The sequence below is a fragment of the Pseudomonas sp. CVAP#3 genome (assembly GCF_018986375.1).
GTDB classification, from domain to species: domain Bacteria; phylum Pseudomonadota; class Gammaproteobacteria; order Pseudomonadales; family Pseudomonadaceae; genus Aquipseudomonas; species Aquipseudomonas helvetica.
Genome location: NZ_JAHMSC010000017.1, coordinates 49,403 through 68,385, shown reverse-complemented (window position 1 = coordinate 68,385; position 18,983 = coordinate 49,403). Strand labels below are relative to the sequence as shown.

General features: G+C 60.3%; 18 protein-coding genes. 14 read left to right on the top strand and 4 right to left on the bottom strand.

Annotation, left to right across the window (positions count from 1 at the left end):
* Positions 1-379 precede the first annotated feature (379 nt).
* The 4 genes from KRR23_RS23305 to KRR23_RS23290 all read left to right on the top strand — a co-directional run bounded on the left by KRR23_RS23305 (position 380) and on the right by KRR23_RS23290 (position 3,914).
* Positions 380-1,177 (top strand): hydroxymethylpyrimidine/phosphomethylpyrimidine kinase, encoded by a 798-nt coding sequence (locus tag KRR23_RS23305; RefSeq protein WP_019691830.1) that lies wholly within the window; start codon positions 380-382, stop codon positions 1,175-1,177.
* A gap of 18 nt (positions 1,178-1,195) precedes the next feature.
* The gene (gene thiE / locus KRR23_RS23300; RefSeq protein WP_216744416.1) at positions 1,196-1,819 is read left to right on the top strand and encodes a thiamine phosphate synthase; all 624 of its coding nucleotides are present in this window, start codon (positions 1,196-1,198) and stop codon (positions 1,817-1,819) included.
* A gap of 32 nt (positions 1,820-1,851) precedes the next feature.
* Positions 1,852-3,135, top strand: a complete 1,284-nt coding sequence (gene hemL, locus KRR23_RS23295; RefSeq protein WP_216744415.1) for a glutamate-1-semialdehyde 2,1-aminomutase — start codon at positions 1,852-1,854, stop codon at positions 3,133-3,135.
* Positions 3,136-3,359: 224 nt separating this feature from the next.
* Complete coding sequence (locus KRR23_RS23290) at positions 3,360-3,914, top strand: tetratricopeptide repeat protein (protein WP_123584494.1); 555 nt, start codon at positions 3,360-3,362, stop codon at positions 3,912-3,914.
* Between the two features lie 160 nt (positions 3,915-4,074).
* Here KRR23_RS23290 and KRR23_RS23285 read toward each other — a convergent pair whose 3' ends face one another.
* Entirely contained in the window at positions 4,075-4,404 is a 330-nt protein-coding gene (locus tag KRR23_RS23285; protein WP_008052403.1) for a DUF1820 family protein, read from the bottom strand.
* 135 nt (positions 4,405-4,539) lie between these two features.
* Here KRR23_RS23285 and miaB point away from each other — a divergent pair, with 135 nt between their 5' ends.
* The 5 genes from miaB to lnt all read left to right on the top strand — a co-directional run bounded on the left by miaB (position 4,540) and on the right by lnt (position 10,007).
* Positions 4,540-5,874, top strand: coding sequence for a tRNA (N6-isopentenyl adenosine(37)-C2)-methylthiotransferase MiaB (miaB, locus tag KRR23_RS23280; protein ID WP_054598186.1), 1,335 nt, complete (start codon positions 4,540-4,542; stop codon positions 5,872-5,874).
* 249 nt (positions 5,875-6,123) lie between these two features.
* The gene (locus tag KRR23_RS23275) at positions 6,124-7,143 is read left to right on the top strand and encodes a PhoH family protein (RefSeq protein WP_054594194.1); all 1,020 of its coding nucleotides are present in this window, start codon (positions 6,124-6,126) and stop codon (positions 7,141-7,143) included.
* Positions 7,136-7,630 carry an rRNA maturation RNase YbeY gene (ybeY, locus tag KRR23_RS23270; protein ID WP_019691824.1) on the top strand — a complete coding sequence of 165 codons (495 nt, stop codon included), beginning with the start codon at positions 7,136-7,138 and terminating at the stop codon, positions 7,628-7,630. The genes KRR23_RS23275 and ybeY overlap by 8 nt, the downstream gene beginning before the upstream one ends.
* Before the next feature lie 5 nt (positions 7,631-7,635).
* Positions 7,636-8,475 (top strand): HlyC/CorC family transporter, encoded by an 840-nt coding sequence (locus tag KRR23_RS23265; RefSeq protein ID WP_019691823.1) that lies wholly within the window; start codon positions 7,636-7,638, stop codon positions 8,473-8,475.
* A gap of 8 nt (positions 8,476-8,483) precedes the next feature.
* The gene (gene lnt / locus KRR23_RS23260) at positions 8,484-10,007 is read left to right on the top strand and encodes an apolipoprotein N-acyltransferase (RefSeq protein ID WP_216744414.1); all 1,524 of its coding nucleotides are present in this window, start codon (positions 8,484-8,486) and stop codon (positions 10,005-10,007) included.
* 156 nt (positions 10,008-10,163) lie between these two features.
* On the opposite strand, the gene KRR23_RS23255 is transcribed toward lnt, so the two are convergent.
* Both KRR23_RS23255 and KRR23_RS23250 read right to left on the bottom strand, forming a co-directional pair.
* Complete coding sequence (locus KRR23_RS23255) at positions 10,164-10,925, bottom strand: YdcF family protein (RefSeq protein ID WP_216744413.1); 762 nt, start codon at positions 10,923-10,925, stop codon at positions 10,164-10,166.
* A 136-nt stretch (positions 10,926-11,061) separates the two neighbouring features.
* Positions 11,062-11,385, bottom strand: coding sequence for a hypothetical protein (locus KRR23_RS23250; protein ID WP_123584500.1), 324 nt, complete (start codon positions 11,383-11,385; stop codon positions 11,062-11,064).
* A gap of 259 nt (positions 11,386-11,644) precedes the next feature.
* Here KRR23_RS23250 and leuS point away from each other — a divergent pair, with 259 nt between their 5' ends.
* From leuS to KRR23_RS23225, 5 genes are all read left to right on the top strand, one after another.
* A complete protein-coding gene (leuS, locus tag KRR23_RS23245; protein ID WP_216744412.1) occupies positions 11,645-14,251 on the top strand; it encodes a leucine--tRNA ligase in 2,607 nt (868 codons plus the stop codon).
* 89 nt (positions 14,252-14,340) lie between these two features.
* On the top strand, positions 14,341-14,946 hold the full coding sequence (gene lptE, locus KRR23_RS23240; RefSeq protein WP_216744411.1) for an LPS assembly lipoprotein LptE: 606 nt from the start codon (positions 14,341-14,343) through the stop codon (positions 14,944-14,946).
* A gap of 39 nt (positions 14,947-14,985) precedes the next feature.
* Positions 14,986-16,023: a DNA polymerase III subunit delta gene (gene holA / locus KRR23_RS23235; protein WP_123584502.1), complete on the top strand. Its 1,038-nt coding sequence runs from the start codon at positions 14,986-14,988 to the stop codon at positions 16,021-16,023.
* 254 nt (positions 16,024-16,277) lie between these two features.
* Positions 16,278-16,433, top strand: coding sequence for an alternative ribosome rescue factor ArfA (gene arfA, locus KRR23_RS23230; RefSeq protein ID WP_019693801.1), 156 nt, complete (start codon positions 16,278-16,280; stop codon positions 16,431-16,433).
* A 72-nt stretch (positions 16,434-16,505) separates the two neighbouring features.
* Positions 16,506-17,825, top strand: a complete 1,320-nt coding sequence (locus tag KRR23_RS23225; protein WP_216744410.1) for a lytic murein transglycosylase — start codon at positions 16,506-16,508, stop codon at positions 17,823-17,825.
* 135 nt (positions 17,826-17,960) lie between these two features.
* On the opposite strand, the gene KRR23_RS23220 is transcribed toward KRR23_RS23225, so the two are convergent.
* Entirely contained in the window at positions 17,961-18,908 is a 948-nt protein-coding gene (locus tag KRR23_RS23220; protein WP_216744409.1) for an LD-carboxypeptidase, read from the bottom strand.
* Positions 18,909-18,983 lie beyond the last annotated feature (75 nt).

Sequence of the window (18,983 nt, the reverse complement as noted above, 5' to 3'; positions counted from 1 at the left end):
GTAAAACCGGCATTACCTGTTATTGGTTTGGATCCACTCTAGCATAGCCGCTGATGGCCATTGAACACTATCGAATAATTTAGTCTAAAGGCTCTATAACGGGCCTTTCAGAGCGAATGGAAGAACCGGAAATGTTGAGTCGGTCAGATTGTGACAATGCCAACAAGGTTGATGCGCACCTGTGGCGAGGGAGCTTGCTCCCGCTGGGCGGCGAAGCCGCCCCAAAACAATCTTTCAGTTAGACCGCGTCGGCTGACTTTACGACTGCTACGCCCGAACGCGGACCGGCCGACGAGAGCAAGCTCCCTCGCCACAATGTATCGGCAGAACAGGTTGGCACAGCACCCGAAAAAGATGTTTGGTGGTAAGCTCGCGCACCATGAATATCTACAGCTCTCGCCCCGTTGTCCTCTGTCTCTCCGGCCACGACCCAAGTGGTGGCGCCGGCTTGCAGGCAGATATCGAAGCCCTGCTCGCTCAGGGTTGCCATGCCGCCCCGGCAGTTACTGCCCTGACCGTGCAAGACACGGTCAACGTCAGTGACTTCCGCGTTCTCGACCGTGAGTGGGTGCTGGCGCAAGCCAACGCCGTGCTCAACGACTCGACGGTCGCGGCAGTCAAGCTGGGCATGCTCGGCTCACTGGAAATGGTCGACACCGTGGTCGAACTGCTTCAGGCGCATCCGCATTTGCCGGTGGTCTGTGACCCGGTGCTGCGCGCCGGCGGTGGCGGACGACTGGGCAAGGACGAGGTCGGCTACGCCATGCGCGAGCGCCTGCTGCCACTGGCGATCATCGCCACCCCTAACCTCCCGGAAGCACGCATCCTTGCCGAACTGCCCGAAGGCACGGCCGATGAATGCGCAGAAAAACTCCTGCCTTACGTCAAGCACCTGCTGATCACCGGCGGTCATGGCGACGAACACGAAGTGCATAATCGCCTGTACAGCCGCGACGGCAGCCGCCACACCTACACCTGCCAGCGTCTGCCCGGCAGCTATCATGGTTCGGGCTGCACCTTGGCCAGCGCTCTGGCCGGACGCCTGGCCCAGGGCGAACACCTGGCCAGCGCGGTACAGTCGGCACTCAATTACACGTGGCGCACCCTGCGAGACGCCGAACAGCTGGGCAAAGGCCAGTTCGTGCCACGCCGTCTGCCGCTGGATTTTTGCTCGTAACGCCATGAGGCCTGCCCGATGAAATTACGTGGCCTGTACGCCATTACCGACAGCCAACTGCTGGCCGGCAAGTTCCTGCCTTACGTGGAGGCTGCGCTGGACGGCGGCGTCACGCTGCTGCAGTACCGCGACAAAAGCAGCGACGAGGCCCGCCGACTGCGTGAGGCTGAGGCCCTGCATGACCTGTGCGGACGCTACAAAACCCAGCTGATCATCAATGACGACGCCGAACTGGCCGCGCGCCTGGGTGTCGGCGTACACCTGGGGCAGACCGATGGCCCGCTGACCCCGGCCCGCTCGCTGCTGGGTCGCCAGGCGATCATCGGTTCGACCTGCCATGCGCAACTCGAACTCGCCGAACAAGCGGCAAAGGAAGGCGCCAGTTACGTCGCCTTCGGCCGCTTCTTCAACTCCAACACCAAGCCCGGCGCGCCGGCATGCAGTCTCGAACTGCTCGATCAGGCCCGCAGCAAACTGCACCTGCCGATCTGCGCGATCGGCGGCATCACCCTCGACAACGCCGCCCCGCTGGTGGCCCACGGGGTTGATCTGCTGGCCGTGGTTCACGGGCTGTTTGGTGCCCAAGACACTCAAGAAGTGACGCGCCGTGCCCGCGCCTTCAACGACTTGTTCAAAGCTTAAGTATTCAATTACCGATTTTTGAGAGCCCAATCATGTCTCGTTCCGAAACCCTGTTTGCCAATGCCCAGAAACACATTCCCGGCGGCGTGAACTCGCCTGTGCGTGCCTTCAAGAGCGTCGGCGGCACGCCGCTGTTCTTCAAGCACGCCGAAGGCGCCTACGTGACGGACGAAGACAACAAGCGTTATGTCGATTACGTCGGCTCCTGGGGCCCGATGATTCTCGGCCACAGCCACCCGGACGTGCTGGACGCGGTGCGCAAGCAGCTTGAACACGGCCTGTCCTACGGCGCCCCGACCGAGATGGAAACCGAGATGGCCGATCTGGTCTGCTCGATCGTGCCGTCGATGGAAATGGTGCGCATGGTCAGCTCCGGCACCGAGGCGACCATGAGCGCCATTCGCCTGGCCCGTGGCTTCACCGGCCGCGACAGCATCATCAAGTTCGAAGGGTGCTACCACGGTCACTCCGACAGCCTGTTGGTGAAAGCCGGTTCCGGCCTGCTGACCCAAGGCGTGCCAAGCTCTGCCGGGGTGCCTGCTGCCTTCGCCAAGCACACCCTGACGCTGCCATTCAACGACATCGACGCCGTTGAAAAAATGCTCGCCGAAGTTGGCCAGGAAGTGGCGTGCATCATCGTCGAGCCAGTGGCGGGCAACATGAACTGCGTGCCGCCAGCGCCAGGTTTCCTCGAAGGCCTGCGCACCCTGTGTGACAAACACGGCGTGGTGCTGATCTTCGACGAAGTGATGACCGGTTTCCGCGTGGCACTGGGTGGGGCCCAGGCGTATTACGGCGTAACCCCGGACCTGAGCACCTTCGGCAAGATTATCGGTGGCGGCATGCCGGTCGGCTGCTTCGGCGGCAAACGCGAAATCATGTCGCACATTGCGCCGCTGGGTCCGGTTTACCAGGCAGGCACCTTGTCGGGCAACCCGCTGGCCATGGCCGCAGGCCTGACCACCCTGCGCCTGATCAGCCGCCCAGGCTTCCACGCTGAACTCAGCGAGTACACCAGCCGCCTGCTCGATGGCCTGCAACAGCGCGCCGACGCTGCCGGCATCCCGTTCGTGACCACCCAGGCCGGCGGCATGTTTGGCCTGTACTTCAGCGGCGCCGACGACATCGTGACCTTCGATGACGTGATGGCCAGCGATGCCAACCTGTTCAGGCGCTTCTTCCACCTGATGCTCGAAGGTGGCGTGTACCTGGCACCGAGCGCCTTCGAAGCCGGTTTCACCTCGATCGCTCACGGCGAAGCCGAGCTGAAGCTGACGCTGGACGCTGCTGAACGTGCATTCGCTGCATTGAAGTAATGCGATAGACGCTGACGTCGACGATTGTCGGCGTCAGCTTTATCCTACCTGCCTACCTTATTTCTTACGCGATACTGATAATTCCCCCAAAAGCGGCAGATATATTCCCCGCGCGGCAGAAAAACGAGTAAAGACTTTGTAAGGTGGGTCCTGCTTATTTCATAATGCGCGCTTATTGGATCCCTCGACGGGTCCGCGCGCCCTTCAGAGGTAAGTCGATTCCCATGAACCGCACCGGCCGCGCCCTTGCACTGGGCTGCCTGTTGCTCCTTCAGCCCCTGCTCGCGCATGCACAAGCAGGCGGCAACTCGTTGTTGATCCCAGCGATGGGTCGTTGCACCCTCAATACCCAGCCTGAAGACCTGAAGGAGGCGCTCGCCGCCTGCCAGAAAGCGTCAGACGCCGGGGATGCGGAAGCGCAATACGAGTTGGGCGAGTTCTACTACGACGGCAAACGCGTGCCGCGCGACCTCAATCAAGCCCTGAGCTACTTCGAAAAAGCTTCGCTGCAAGGCCACGCTCAGGCGCAATTCAAACTCGGCATCATGTTCTTCCATGGCGAAGGCGTGCCGGCCAATAACGTTCAGGCGTATATCGTGCTGAAAATGGCCGCGGTCAACGGCGCGGAAGATGCGCTGGACACCGCCGACGAAGTGGCCGAGCACATGCAACGCAATGAACTGGAAGTCGCTACCCAGGTGCTGGGGCAAATTTTCCGTAAATACCTGATGGAACTGCAAAGCGCCGACGGGCGTACGCCTTTCTCACCGCTGCCCTGAATCCAGCGCGGACTACTGTGGCAAGGGAGCTTGCTCCCGTCGGCCGGTCCGCGTTCGGGCGCAGCAGTCGTAAAGTCAGCTGACGCGGTGTGACAGATATAATTCAGGGCCGCTTCGCGCCCCAGCGGGAGCAAGCTCCCTCGCCACAGGGGGCAACCGCTTACTTCTCAGGCATCGGCATCGGAAACGGCATGACATTGCCGACCGCGCCACGGGCTTCGCTGATTTTCGGGGTGCCCATACGCTCGACTTCGTCGATGCGCACAATCGAATGCATCGGCACAAAACTACGCACCACGCCCTCGAACTGAGCCTTGAGCTTCTCTTCGCTCGGATCGACGACCACTTGCGTGCGCTCGCCAAAGACGAACTCTTCCACTTCCAGAAAGCCCCACAGATCACTTTGATAGATCTGCTTGGCGTACATTTCGAACACCTGGCCCTGGTTGAGGAAAATCACCTTGTAGATTGGAGCTTCACGTTTGGTCATGGTGGGCGAGCAACACATCGAGGGATAAAAATGAGGGCGCGAACTATAGCATAGCCGCTGGACGCACGACGGTAGGAACCTGGGGACTTGTTCCCTATAATGCGCGGTTCTTTGAATCACGTGATGAACCCGTCCATGGCCAAGAAGCTTTACATCGAAACCCACGGTTGCCAGATGAACGAGTACGACAGCTCGCGCATGGTCGATCTGCTGGGCGAACATCAGGCCCTGGAAGTGACGGCGCGCGCCGAAGACGCAGACGTCATCCTGCTCAACACCTGCTCGATTCGCGAGCGCGCCCAGGACCGGGTGTACTCCCAGCTTGGCCGCTGGCGCGAACTGAAGCTCGCCAACCCGGAAATGGTCATCGCCGTCGGCGGTTGCGTGGCCAGCCAGGAAGGCGCGGCAATCCGCGACCGCGCACCCTATGTCGACGTGGTCTTCGGTCCACAGACCCTGCACCGCCTGCCGGAAATGATCGACGCCGCGCGCCTGACCAAACTGCCGCAAGTCGACGTCTCGTTCCCGGAAATCGAAAAATTCGACCACCTGCCAGAACCGCGCATCGATGGCCCAAGCGCCTATGTGTCGGTGATGGAAGGTTGCAGCAAGTACTGCACTTTCTGCGTAGTGCCCTATACCCGCGGTGAAGAAGTCAGCCGACCGTTCGACGACGTGATCGCCGAGATCATTCACCTGGCCGAGAACGGCGTGCGTGAAGTCACCCTGCTGGGGCAGAACGTCAACGGCTACCGTGGCCTGACCCACGACGGGCGCCTGGCCGATCTGGCCGAGCTGATCCGCGTGGTGGCGGCCGTCGATGGCATCGACCGTATTCGCTACACCACGTCGCACCCGCTGGAGTTCTCTGACAGCCTGATCCAGGCCCACGCCGATGTACCGGAACTGGTCAAACACCTGCATTTGCCGGTGCAGTCGGGTTCGGACCGGATTCTTGCAGCGATGAAGCGCAACCACACCGCACTTGAGTACAAGTCGAAACTGCGCAAGCTGCGCGCCGCAGTGCCGGGTATCTGCATCAGCTCGGACTTTATCGTCGGCTTCCCCGGCGAGACCGAAAAAGACTTCGAACAGACCATGAAGCTGATTGAAGACGTCGGTTTCGACTTCTCCTACTCATTCGTCTACAGCCAGCGCCCAGGCACCCCGGCTGCCGACCTGGCCGACGAAACCCCGGAAGAGCTGAAAAAAGAGCGCCTGAACGCCCTGCAACATCGCCTCAACCAGCAAGGTTTCGAGATCAGCCGACAAATGGTCGGTTCGACCCAACGGATCCTGGTGACCGATTACTCGAAAAAAGACCCGGGCGAACTGCAAGGCCGCACCGAGAATAATCGAATCGTAAACTTCCGCTGCGACAATCCGACCTTGATCGGCCAGTTCGCAGACGTGCACATCGACGCCGCACAGCCGCACTCGCTACGTGGTTCGTTGATTCAACAAGGCTAGTGCGGACTCTTGTGGCGAGGGAGCTTGCTCCCGCTCGGTTGCGAAGCAGCCGCAAACCGGTCGCTTCGGTATCACCCGAAAAACCGTAGTGACAGGGGTGGGAGCGCTTCGCACTCCAGCGGGAGCGAGCTCCCTCGCCACAGGTATGGAATGGGTGTTTGATGTTGGTCTGTTTAAGAGCTTTCGCACCCAGGCCTCTGGCGTTATCCTTGATTTATCTCCATTGCCCCAGGGCGGCTAAAAACAACCTTGAACGCACCCATAGAACCACATCGCTTCATCCTCGAGCCCTTTGAGGCTCATCGCTTCGCCAATCTGTGCGGGCAATTCGACGAGCATTTGCGCTTGATCGAACAGCGCTTGGCGATCGTGATCCGCAATCGCGGCAATCAGTTCGAATTGATCGGCGAGCCCAAGCACACCATCTCCGCGGAAAACCTGCTGCGCCGCCTCTACCGTGAAACCAAGAGTAGCGAGCTGTCGCCAGACATGGTTCACCTGTTCCTGCAGGAATCGGCCGTGGAAGAAATGGACAACCATTCGCCCGCCGAACCCTCAGTCGCCCTGCGCACCAAAAAAGGCATGATTCGCCCTCGCGGCTTGAATCAGCTGCGCTACGTGAAGGAAATCCTGGGCAACGATATCAACTTCGGCATCGGCCCCGCCGGTACCGGCAAGACCTATCTGGCCGTTGCCTGCGCAGTCGATGCGCTGGAGCGCGAGCAGATCCGCCGCATCCTGCTGGTACGTCCAGCGGTCGAGGCAGGCGAGAAACTCGGCTTCCTGCCCGGCGACCTGGCACAAAAAATCGACCCGTACCTGCGCCCGCTGTATGACGCGCTGTACGAAATGCTTGGCTTTGAACACGTCGCCAAGCTGATCGAACGCCAGGTGATCGAAGTTGCGCCGCTGGCTTACATGCGGGGCCGCACGCTGAACAACAGCTTCATCATCCTCGACGAAAGCCAGAACACCACCGTCGAACAGATGAAGATGTTCCTGACACGGATCGGTTTTGGCTCGACCGCGGTCATCACCGGTGATATCACCCAGATCGACCTGCCGAAGGGCACCAAGTCCGGGCTGATTCATGTGATCGACGTGCTCAAGGAAGTACCGGGCATCAGCTTTACCCACTTCAAACCCAAAGACGTCGTGCGCCACCCGCTGGTGCAGCGCATTGTCGAAGCCTACGAGCGCTTCGAAAATCGCCTGATTGACGAACCTGCAACGCTTTCCGCCGAAAAGGGCAATCGCCACGATGCTTGAGCTTGATCTGCAACTGGCGACCGAAGCGCCTGCTCCAAGCGAAGCCGAGTTCCGCCAATGGTGCGAACTGGCCCTGCGTCAGCGCACCGCCGACTCCGAATTGACCATTCGCCTGGTCGACGAGGAAGAAGGCCGCGAGCTGAACTACACCTGGCGCCAAAAGGATTACGCAACCAATGTGTTGTCGTTCCCTGCCGATGTGCCCGACGAGTTGCTGGACATCCCGCTGCTGGGCGATCTGGTGATCTGCGTGGCCGTGGTGGAGCGCGAGGCTGCCGAGCAAGGCAAGGAGTTGAAGGCCCACTGGGCGCATCTGGTCATTCACGGCTGCTTGCATCTGCTTGGTTACGACCATATAGATGATGACGAAGCCGAAGAAATGGAAGCACTGGAACGAACGTTGCTTGCAGAATTGGGTCATCCTGACCCCTATGCGGACGACGAAACCGAAACATCCCCTATCGTTACAACAAAGGATTCAGAGTAATCGCTATGAGCGAAGATCGATCGAGCAACGGGCAAAAGTCCTGGCTGGGTAAGCTCACCCAGGCTTTTGCCCACGAGCCGAAAAACCGTCAGGAGCTACTGGAGCTTCTGCGTGATGCCCATCAGAACAAGTTGCTGGACAGCGAAGCGCTGGCCATCGTCGAGGGCGCCATCCAGGTCGCTGACCTGCAAGTACGCGACATCATGGTCCCGCGCTCGCAGATGGTCAGCATCAAGGCGACCCAGACACCCCGTGAATTCCTCCCGGCCGTGGTTGAGTCCGCGCACTCGCGTTATCCGGTAATCGGCGAGAGCCACGACGACGTCATGGGCGTATTGCTGGCCAAGGATCTGCTGCCGCTGATCCTCAAGGAGAACGGCGACAGCTTCAACATCAAGGATTTGCTGCGTCCGGCCACTTTCGTGCCCGAGTCCAAGCGTCTGAACGTGTTGCTGCGCGAGTTCCGCGCCAACCATAACCACATGGCCATCGTCATCGATGAATACGGCGGCGTGGCGGGTCTGGTGACCATCGAAGACGTGCTCGAGCAAATCGTCGGCGACATCGAAGACGAGCACGACGTTGAAGAAGACAGCTACATCAAGCCACTGCCAAGCGGCGACTTCCTGATCAAGGCCCTGACGCCGATCGAGAACTTCAACGAGTTCTTCGACAGCGAATTCTCCGACGACGAATTCGACACCGTTGGCGGCCTGGTGATGAGCGCGTTCGGGCACTTGCCAAAACGCAACGAAATCACTGAAATCGGCGCCTATCGCTTTCGCATCCTGAACGCCGACAGCCGTCGCATTCACTTGCTGCGCTTGACCCCTATAGCCCGCTAAGGACTGACATGCGTTGGATCACCCGCCCCGGCTGGCCCGGTAACCTGCTGGCCGTGGCGGCCGGTGCACTCACCACTCTGGCCTTGGCGCCATTCGATATCTGGCCGCTGGCATTGCTGGCGGTCGGATTTTTCTATGCGGGCTTGCGTGAACTGACACCTCGTCAGGCGCTGGGTCGCGGCTGGTGTTTCGGTTTCGGCCTGTTTGGCGCCGGCACCAGCTGGATCTACTACAGCATCCACAACTTTGGTGGCGCTTCGATGCTGCTCGCCGGATTGCTGATGCTGGCGTTCACCGCCGCGATTGCCTGGTTCTTCGCCCTGCCCGCCTGGATCTGGGCGCGCTGGTTGCGCCGTAACGAAGCGCCATTGGCCGACGCCTTGGCATTCGCGGCGTTGTGGGTGGGTCAGGAAGCGTTTCGCGGCTGGTTCCTCACCGGCTTTCCATGGCTTTATTCCGGTTACAGCCAACTCGACGGCCCGCTCGCCGGATTGGCGCCATTGGGTGGTATGTGGCTGATTTCCTTCAGCCTGGCCCTGACCGCCGCGCTTGCGTACAACCTGCCACGCCTGATCAAGGCCGGACACAAAGGCTTTATCGTCGCCGGCCTGCTGTTGCTGGCTGCGCCTTGGGTCATCGGCCTGTCGCTCAAAGGCCACGCCTGGACCAGCCCTTCGGGCAATCCGCTGAGCGTCGCGGCGATTCAGGGCAACATCGAACAAAGCATGAAGTGGGACCCGGCGCAGCTCAACGCGCAACTGGCGCTGTACCGCGACATGAGCTTCACCTCCAAACGTGTCGACCTGCTGATCTGGCCGGAAACCGCGGTCCCGGTGCTCAAGGAGTCTGCCGAGGGCTACCTGAACATGATGGGCAGCTTCGCCGCCGAACGTAACTCGGCACTGATTACCGGCGTGCCGATTCGCCAGGAAGTGCATCACGAGAAGCGCTTCTTCAATGGCATCACGGTGGTTGGCCAAGGCGATGGCACTTACCTCAAGCAGAAACTGGTGCCGTTTGGCGAATACGTGCCGCTGCAAGAGTTACTGCGCGGTCTGATTGCGTTCTTCGATCTGCCGATGTCGGATTTCGCCCGCGGCCCGGCTGATCAGCCGTTGTTGCAAGCCAAGGGTTATCAGATTGCACCGTTCATCTGTTACGAAGTGGTCTACCCGGAATTTGCCGCCAGCCTTTCGGCGCGCAGCGATTTGCTGCTGACCATCAGCAACGACACCTGGTTCGGCACCTCCATCGGCCCGCTGCAACACCTGCAGATGGCGCAGATGCGAGCGCTGGAAGCCGGGCGCTGGATGATTCGCGCGACCAACAACGGCGTCACCGGATTGATTGATCCCTTCGGCAAAATCACCGTGCAAATCCCGCAATTCGAACGCGGCATTCTCTACGGCGACGTGGTGCCGATGCACAACCTGACGCCTTACCTGCAATGGCGCTCGTGGCCACTGCTTATCCTTTGTGTACTGCTGTTTGGCTGGGCATTGCTGGCCAGCCGGATCGCCAAGACGGTTTGAGCGCTTGTGGCGAGGGAGCTTGCTCCCGCTCGGGTGCGCAGCAGCCGCAACTCGGTCGCTTCGGTATCACCTGAAAAACCGTAGTGACCGGGTTGGGAGCGCTTCGCACTCCAGCGGGAGCAAGCACCCTCGCCACAGAGGTGGGAACGATCAATGTCAGCGATAAAAAATCGAATAGCCGATCTGCCCCACCGCCTCATTCAACAGCTGCCCCGATCGCCAGATCGATTTGAACGTCGGCATCCAGCCGCCCAACGGTTCGGCATTATCGGTGCCTAAAAAGCCCACCGGTGCCGGCACCACGGTCAATCCCGCCTGCTCGAAACTCCAGACGCTGCGCGGCATATGCCAGGCTTGCGTCACCACCACGACCCGCTTCAACCCCAATGGTTCCAGCAGCTCGGCGGTGAATTGAGCATTTTCCCACGTGGTGAGGCTGCGCCCTTCCTGCCAACGAACCGTGACACCAAAATCATCCCGCAACGAATCGGCCATCATCTTTGCTTCGGTCGGTGGCGTGCCATAGTGCAGGCCGCCACTGGTCAACACGGGCAGCCCCGATGCCTTGGCCAGTCGCGCGGCATAGCGCTCACGCTCCAGCGCCACACCCGTTGGCTGATCGGCCCCCCAGGCAAGATCACCGCGTTCGCGCCCCGCCCCCAGCACCACGATCACATCCGCGCGCTCGGCCAGAGTCGCCCATTCGCTGCGGGCCAGCGGTGCTTCACGCTCAAGGGCCTTCGCGCTCCACTGCACAACGACCGGCAAGCTCATCAACCAGAACCCACCGGCGCCCAAGGCAAAACACAGCCCTGCAAGGCGTGGTCTTGAGCGGCGCAACCACCAGGCAAGCGCAAGCAACAGTAAAAAAATACCGGGTGGCAGAAGCAGTTGTTTAACGAAATAACGAAAAGGCATCGGGCATCTCCTGAGATGCCCGAAGCCTAAGTGGGTTGAAACAAAGCGACAACTAAGATGGAAGGCCTTTCCTTCAAAAAGCCATCTTGGGCGACTTCATGCGCCCGCTTGGGGCAACGAACATTTGCCTGATCGCTTACTTGACCAGCAGGGACCGGACCTTTACCGCGTCTCTGCGAGAGAGCTTGTCTTGCAACCAGATAATTTTCGCCGAACGGGGAACGTCCTTAGGCTTCACTGCTTCTGATAACAAGCATCCTTGCGCCTCACGCTCACTACGGTCCAGATAAGCCATGATCAGTTCGAACTCTGCGCGGCTCAACCCGCGAAGTTCCAGCTCCACCGGACGCTCATCGCGTAACCGGCCAGCTGTCCTTGCGGCATCCAGGGCCAGCCCCAGGCGCTCTATCAGCTTTTCGTACAACTGCGGCTTAGTTACTTTTCGTTGTGACTCAACCATCCCTCACCTCATTGAAGATAAGACTCACTCCCCATCTAGAGCTTAGCTTCGCTGAGAAAACCGTTCAGGTGCCGCGACCAACGGCCCTACGCGTGTAATCAAGGTTTCCCTCGGTAGAGCGCGGTCATGTATGCTACGGCGCTTCCTGTAACTCCACTTCCAGCTCGACTGGGCATCGAAAACGCCACTTTTGGCGTCGTCAGCGTCCAGCGTTGCATTGAAGAGGATTAGGCCACCCCTATTCAGTTCAAAAGTAGCCATGCACGAACAATACCAGCCCCGTGAAATCGAAGCCGCCGCCCAGTCGTTCTGGGACGAGCAAAAGTCCTTTGAAGTCAGTGAACAGCCAGGCAAGGAGACTTTCTACTGCCTGTCGATGTTCCCTTACCCCAGCGGCAAGCTACACATGGGGCACGTGCGCAACTACACCATTGGCGACGTGATCTCCCGCTATCAGCGCATGCAAGGCAAAAACGTCCTGCAACCCATGGGTTGGGACGCTTTTGGCATGCCGGCGGAAAACGCCGCAATGAAGAACAACGTAGCGCCCGCCAAGTGGACCTACGAAAACATCGCCTACATGAAATCCCAGCTGCGCAGCCTGGGCCTGGCGGTGGACTGGTCGCGCGAAGTCACCACCTGCAAGCCGGATTACTACCGTTGGGAACAATGGCTGTTCACTCGCCTGTTCGAAAAAGGCGTGATCTACCGTAAAAACGGCACCGTGAACTGGGACCCGGTCGACCAGACCGTTCTGGCCAACGAACAGGTGATCGACGGTCGCGGCTGGCGCTCCGGCGCGCTGATCGAAAAACGCGAAATCCCGATGTACTACTTCAAGATCACCGCTTACGCGGATGAACTGCTGGAGAGTCTCGACGACCTGCCGGGCTGGCCTGAGCAAGTCAAAACCATGCAGCGCAACTGGATTGGCAAATCCCGCGGCATGGAAGTGCAGTTCCCGTACAACGTCGACTCGATCGGCGAAACGGGCGCACTGAAAGTCTTCACCACCCGTCCGGACACCCTGATGGGCGCAACCTACGTTGCCGTGGCAGCCGAGCATCACCTGGCGACCCTGGCCGCGCAGAACAACCCTGAGCTGCAAGCGTTCATCGCACAATGCAAAGGCGGCAGCGTGGCCGAAGCCGACGTTGCCACCCAGGAGAAAAAAGGCCTGCCGACTTCGCTGTTCGTCGAGCACCCGCTGACCGGCGAAAAACTGCCGGTGTGGGTCGCCAACTACGTGCTGATGCACTACGGCGATGGCGCGGTCATGGCAGTACCGGCGCACGACGAACGTGATTTCGAATTCGCCACCAAGTACGGCCTGCCGATCAAGTCCGTGGTGCGCACCAGCGCTGGCGGCGAAAACCCGGCGCCGTGGCAGGACGCCTATGGCGAACACGGCACGCTGATCAACTCCGGCGAGTTCGACGGCCTGGATTTCGCGGGCGCGTTCGACGCCATCGAAGTGGCCCTGATCAAGAAAAACCTCGGCGCCTCGCGCACCCAGTTCCGCCTGCGCGACTGGGGCATTAGCCGCCAGCGTTACTGGGGCTGCCCGATCCCGATCATCCACTGCGATACCTGCGGTGACGTGCCGGTGCCGGAAGATCAACTGCCTGTCGTGCTGCCGGAAGACGTCGTGCCCGATGGCGCCGGTTCGCCATTGGCGCGCATGCCCGAGTTCTACGAATGCACATGCCCGAAATGCGGCGCGCCTGCCAAGCGTGAAACCGACACCATGGACACCTTCGTCGAGTCCTCGTGGTACTACGCCCGTTACGCCTCGCCGCACTATGAAGGCGGCCTGGTGGAAAAATCGGCGGCCGACCATTGGTTGCCGGTGGATCAATACATCGGCGGTATCGAACACGCGATCCTGCACCTGCTCTATGCGCGTTTCTTCCACAAGCTGATGCGCGACGAAGGCCTGGTGAGCTCCAACGAGCCATTCAAGAACCTGCTGACCCAGGGCATGGTGATCGCCGAGACTTATTATCGTCGCGAAGCCAACGGTGCTTACACTTGGTTCAACCCGGCGGACGTGGAACTCGAGCGCGACAGCAAGGCCAAGGTCATTAGCGCCAAGTTGATTGCAGACGGCTTGCCGGTGGAAATCGGCGGGACCGAGAAGATGGCCAAGTCGAAGAACAACGGCGTCGATCCACAGTCGATGATCGATCAGTTCGGCGCAGACACTTGCCGCCTGTTCATGATGTTCGCCTCGCCACCGGACATGAGCGCGGAATGGTCCGACTCCGGCGTAGAAGGTTCGCACCGCTTCCTCAAGCGCGTCTGGCGTCTCGCTCAAGCGCACGTCACCCAAGGCCTTCCGGGCAAACTGGACGTCGCCACCTTGAACGACGAGCAGAAAGCCATTCGCCGTTCGATTCACCAGGCTATCAAGCAGGCCAGCCACGACGTCGGCCAGAACCACAAATTCAACACCGCCATCGCCCAGGTGATGACGCTGATGAACGTGCTGGAGAAAGCCGCGCAAGGCACCGAACAGGACCGCGCGCTGATCCACGAAGGTCTGGAAACCGTGATCCTGCTCCTGGCCCCGATCACCCCGCACATCTGCCATGAGCTGTGGCATCGCCTGGGTCACGCCGATCCGGTGATCGATGCCGGCTGGCCGGTTCTGGACGACAGCGCACTGGTTCAAGACAGCCTGCAACTGGTGATTCAGGTCAACGGCAAGCTGCGCGGCCAGATCGAAATGCCGGCCAGTGCCAGCCGCGAAGAAGTCGAAGCCGCCGCACGGGCCAATGAAAACGTGCTGCGCTTTGTCGACGGCCTGACTATTCGTAAAGTGATCGTAGTGCCCGGAAAACTGGTCAATATCGTCGCTAGCTAATTGGATCAGGCGCAAGGTCCATACCTGGCGCCGAACAGAACCTTTCGGGTCGCACGCTCGGCCCACATGGTTTCAAGGGGAGCAACAAGATGATCAAACGCAATCTGCTGGTGATGGGGCTCGCTGTTTTGCTGAGCGCCTGCGGCTTCCAACTGCGCGGTACCGGCACCGCCGAACTGGCGATCAGGGAACTCGACCTGAGCGCACGCAACTCATATGGCGAAACCGTGACGCTGATGCGCCAGGTGCTTGAAAGCAGTGGCGTCAAAGTCTATGCCGGCGCACCTTACAAGCTGGTATTGACCGACGAACAGGAAAGCCAGCGCAGCCTCAGCTACTCCGGCGGCGGCCATTCGGCCGAGTATGAGCTGACCAACGTGCTGAACTATCAAATCGTGGGCCACAACAAGCTGTCCCTGCTCGACGACAAACTGCAAGTGCAGAAGGTCTTCATGCACGACGGCAACAACATCACTGGCTCCGACCAGGAAGCCGCCGAGGTGCGCAAGGAAATGCGTCGCGACATGGTGCAACGCATGATGCTGCGCCTGCAACAGCTTACCCCGGCTCAGCTTGATCAGTTGCAACAGACTGCCGATGACCGTGCCAAAGCGGAAGCCGACGCGCTGGAAGCAGCCCGTAAAGCTGAAGCGAACACTCCGCGTCAGTCACCTATGCAAGTGCCGACCGAGTAAGTCGTACGGGGCGCTCCGGCGCCCCGTTCGCCCTGTCTTATGAAACTAGCCCCCGCCCAGCTCGGCAAACACCTGCAAGGCGCCCTTGCGCCCGTTTACATCATCAGTGGCGATGACCCACTGTTGTGTCAGGAAGCCGCCGACGCCATCCGCTCTGCTGCCCGCCAGCAAGGTTTTGACGAACGCCAGGTATTCAGCGCAGACGCCAGTTTCGACTGGGGTACGCTGCTGCAAGCCGGCGCCAGCATGTCGTTGTTCGCCGAAAAGCGCCTGCTGGAGTTGCGCTTGCCGTCCGGCAAACCGGGCGACAAAGGTGCAGCAGCGCTGATGGAGTATTGCTCGCGTCCAGCCGAAGATACCTTGCTGCTGATCAGCCTGCCAAAACTCGACGCCAGCGCGCAAAAAACCAAGTGGGGCAAGGCGCTGGTCGAAGGCCCGCAGACCCAGTTCGTGCAGATCTGGCCGGTGGATGCCAACCAGTTGCCGCAGTGGATTCGTCAGCGTTTGTCCCAGGCTGGGCTTGCTGCCAGCCAGGACGCTGTCGAGCTGATCGCAGCAAGGGTCGAAGGCAACCTGCTGGCGGCCGCCCAGGAAATCGAAAAGCTCAAGCTGATGGCCGAAGGTGGCCAGATCACGCTCGAAACAGTGCAAGCGGCAGTTGCCGACAGCGCGCGCTTCGATGTTTTCGGGTTGACCGATGCGATTCTTAATGGCGAAGCGGCGCATGCGCTACGCATGCTTGAAGGTTTGCGCGGCGAAGGCGTCGAACCACCGGTGATTCTTTGGGCGCTGGCCCGAGAGCTTCGGCTATTGGCCAACCTGTCGCTGCAATACAGCCAGGGTGTGCCGCTGGACAAAGCCTTCAGCCAGGCCCGACCGCCCGTCTGGGACAAGCGCAAACCCCTGATGAGTAAAGCCCTGCAACGCCATTCGGCGCAGCGCTGGGCGCAACTGCTGCTCGATGCCCAGCGGATCGACGCACAAATAAAAGGCCAGGCCGCCGGTTCGCCATGGATGAGCCTGAGCCGCTTGTCGTTGTTGATGGCGGGTCAGCGCTTGGCATTGCCAGCAGAATAAACCCTGTGGCGAGGGGGCTTGCCCCCGTTGGGGCGCGAAGCGGCCCTGAAATCTGCAACCGCATATCTACAGGCGCACCGCGCGTTCAGCAATCACGGCTGCTTCGCTGCCGAACGGGGGCAAGCCCCCTCGCCACACTAACCGAGTTCACTCCAAACAGAGCTGAATGGTCCTACACATCGCAGGGACTAGACAGAACCCCAACTTCGGCCGATGATTTGCCCCGCGAAAACCACTCAACGAGAGCACTGCCCATGAGCAAACACAAGCGGCCCAACAAGGCCAAATCCATTGTCGCCCAGCCACTGTTCCGCAGCCGTCAGGAACAACCCGGCAAGGGCAAAGGCAGCTACCGCCGCGAAGCCTTCCAGTCTAAAAGCTGGGAGGCTTCTTACTTTCTGGCGGCATGAAGTTTCAACATCACCTCGCTCCCTCTCGGCATGATAAGGTCTGCACCTGATTCGTATTATCTGGACCTGTGCATGCCCCTTTGTCTTTCCCGTCGTTGGCACCTGCGCCAACTGATTGCTGCCTCCAGCCTTGTTTTGCTTGTCGCCTGCGCGGAAAAACCCACCGCTGCCGACGCGCAACCGCTTCAAACCGCCCCCCTTGCGACTGCTCCGGCCATCATTCCTCCGGTAGTGCCGACTGGCGACAATCTCGACATCCAGCCGACCCAGACCTTCGAGGAATGGGAAGCCGGTTTTCGCCAGGATGCCCTCGCCGCCGGTATCCGCCCGGATGTGTTCGACCGCGCCTTTGCCGGTGTCACGCCGGACATGAGCGTGATCCGCGCGGACCGCAGCCAACCGGAGTTCACCCGACCGGTGTGGGAATACCTCGACGGCGCGCTCTCCGCCGCGCGCGTGCGTAAAGGCCAGGCATTACTCAGCCAGTACGCCGATACCTTGACCTCCATCGAGCAGCGTTATGGTGTTGATCGCCAGGCGCTCGTGGCCGTCTGGGGCATGGAAAGCAACTTCGGCAGTTTCCAGGGCGACAAATCGGTGATCCGCTCGCTGGCGACCCTGGCCTACGAAGGCCGGCGTCCAGGCTTTGCTCACGCCCAATTGCTGGCCGCTCTACAAATCCTGCAACAGGGTGATATCACGCCCGAGAAGATGCTCGGTTCCTGGGCCGGCGCCATGGGCCAGACCCAGTTCATCCCGACCACCTACCTCACGCACGCGGTCGATTTTGACGGTACCGGTCACCGCGATATCTGGGGCAGCCCGACCGATGCACTGGCCTCCACTGCCCATTACCTGCAAAGCTCCGGCTGGCAGAAAGGTCAGCCTTGGGGCTTCGAAGTGCAACTGGCAAGTGGTTTCGACTATTCGCTGGCTGACGGTGCGATTCGCAAAAGCGTCTCCGAGTGGATGCAAATGGGCATCAAACTGCCCAACGGCGTCGTTCCACCCGGCTCCGAACACCTGTCAGCCGCCCTGCTGCTGCCCGCCGGTTATCGTGGCCCGGCGTTCCTGATCCTCGATAACTTCCGCGCAGTCCTCAAGTACAACAATTCGTCGTCCTACGCATTGGCGGTGAACCTGTTGTCTGAACGCTTTAACGGAGCGGGCCTGATCAACGGCGAATGGCCGAAGGATGACCTGCCCCTGAGTCGTTCAGAGCGCATCGAACTGCAGAATTTGCTGAGCGCCAGCAACTACGATGCGGGGAACGCCGACGGCATCATCGGCGCCAACACCCGCAAGGCCATTCGCAGCGCCCAGCAGTCGTTTGGCTGGCCGGCAGATGGTTACCCGACGCACAAGTTGCTGGAAGGTTTGCGTAACCGCTGAGGCTTGGCCTCAATCTGTGGCGAGGGAGCTTGCTCCCGCGGAGGTGCGAAGCGCCTCCAAATCGAATGCGTTCGTCGGTTATACGACTGCTACGCAGCCGAGCGGGAGCAAGCTCCCTCGCCACGGATCAGGCTGTTACTTGATCACCACATCCTGCTCCAGCCACAACTCCTTGTTCCCCGCATCCAGCCTCACCAGCGCGCCCATGGGCAGCGTCAGGTTCGGGTCGCAATGGCCGCTGCGCCAACCGGCAAGCACCGGAATCCGCAATGGCTCGAAGGTTTGCTTGAGCAACTGCGCCAATGCATCGCTGTCCACGCCGGCCACATCCCCCACCAGCACCCCGCGCAGCGTGCTCAGCTTGCCGGCCAGGCGCAGATGGGTCAGCAACCGGTCGATGCGATATATCGGCTCGTTGACGTCTTCGATGAACAGAATGATCCCGTCAGCATCGATTTCAAAAGGTGTGCCCAGGGTCGAGGCAATCATCGACAGATTACCGCCCAGCAAACGCCCATGAGCGATGCCCGGCTCGATCGTAGTCAAAGGGTACGCCACCGGGTGCGCCAACAGGCTTCCAGCGTTCAACTGGCCTCTGAGCAGGCTGAGCAACGAAGACTCGGTAGGTTGTTGCTTGTTCCCCAGCAGATCGGCGTTGAGCATCGGACCGTGAAAGGTCACGAACCCTGCATAACGGCTGATGGCCAGGTGCAGCGCCGTAATGTCGCTATAGCCGACAAACGGCTTGGCATTGCGCCGCAGCAACTCAAAGTCGATCCGGTCCAGCAGGCGCGGGCTGCCGTAGCCGCCACGCAGGCAGAGAATCGCATCAATGGCCGGATCGCCAAACGCCTCATGCAGATCCTTCAGGCGAACGTCGTCACTGCCGGCGAGGTAGCCGTCTTTCTCCAGGACGCCCGGAAAAATCCGCAGCGAATACCCGCGTGCACGCATCCATTGAAAAGCCTTTTCGGTATCCAGTGCCGCCGGGCCTGCCGGCGCAATGACACCGATCAGCCCCTCGGCAGGTAATGCCGGAACCGGGGCGTGCTCGGAAATAACGGGGGTCGAGCGAGTGGTCATCCGTGATTCTCCCTGTGTGAATGCTTCAGCACACAGTAGTCAGGAACGGGGATAAACAGAAGAGGTTCAGCTGTC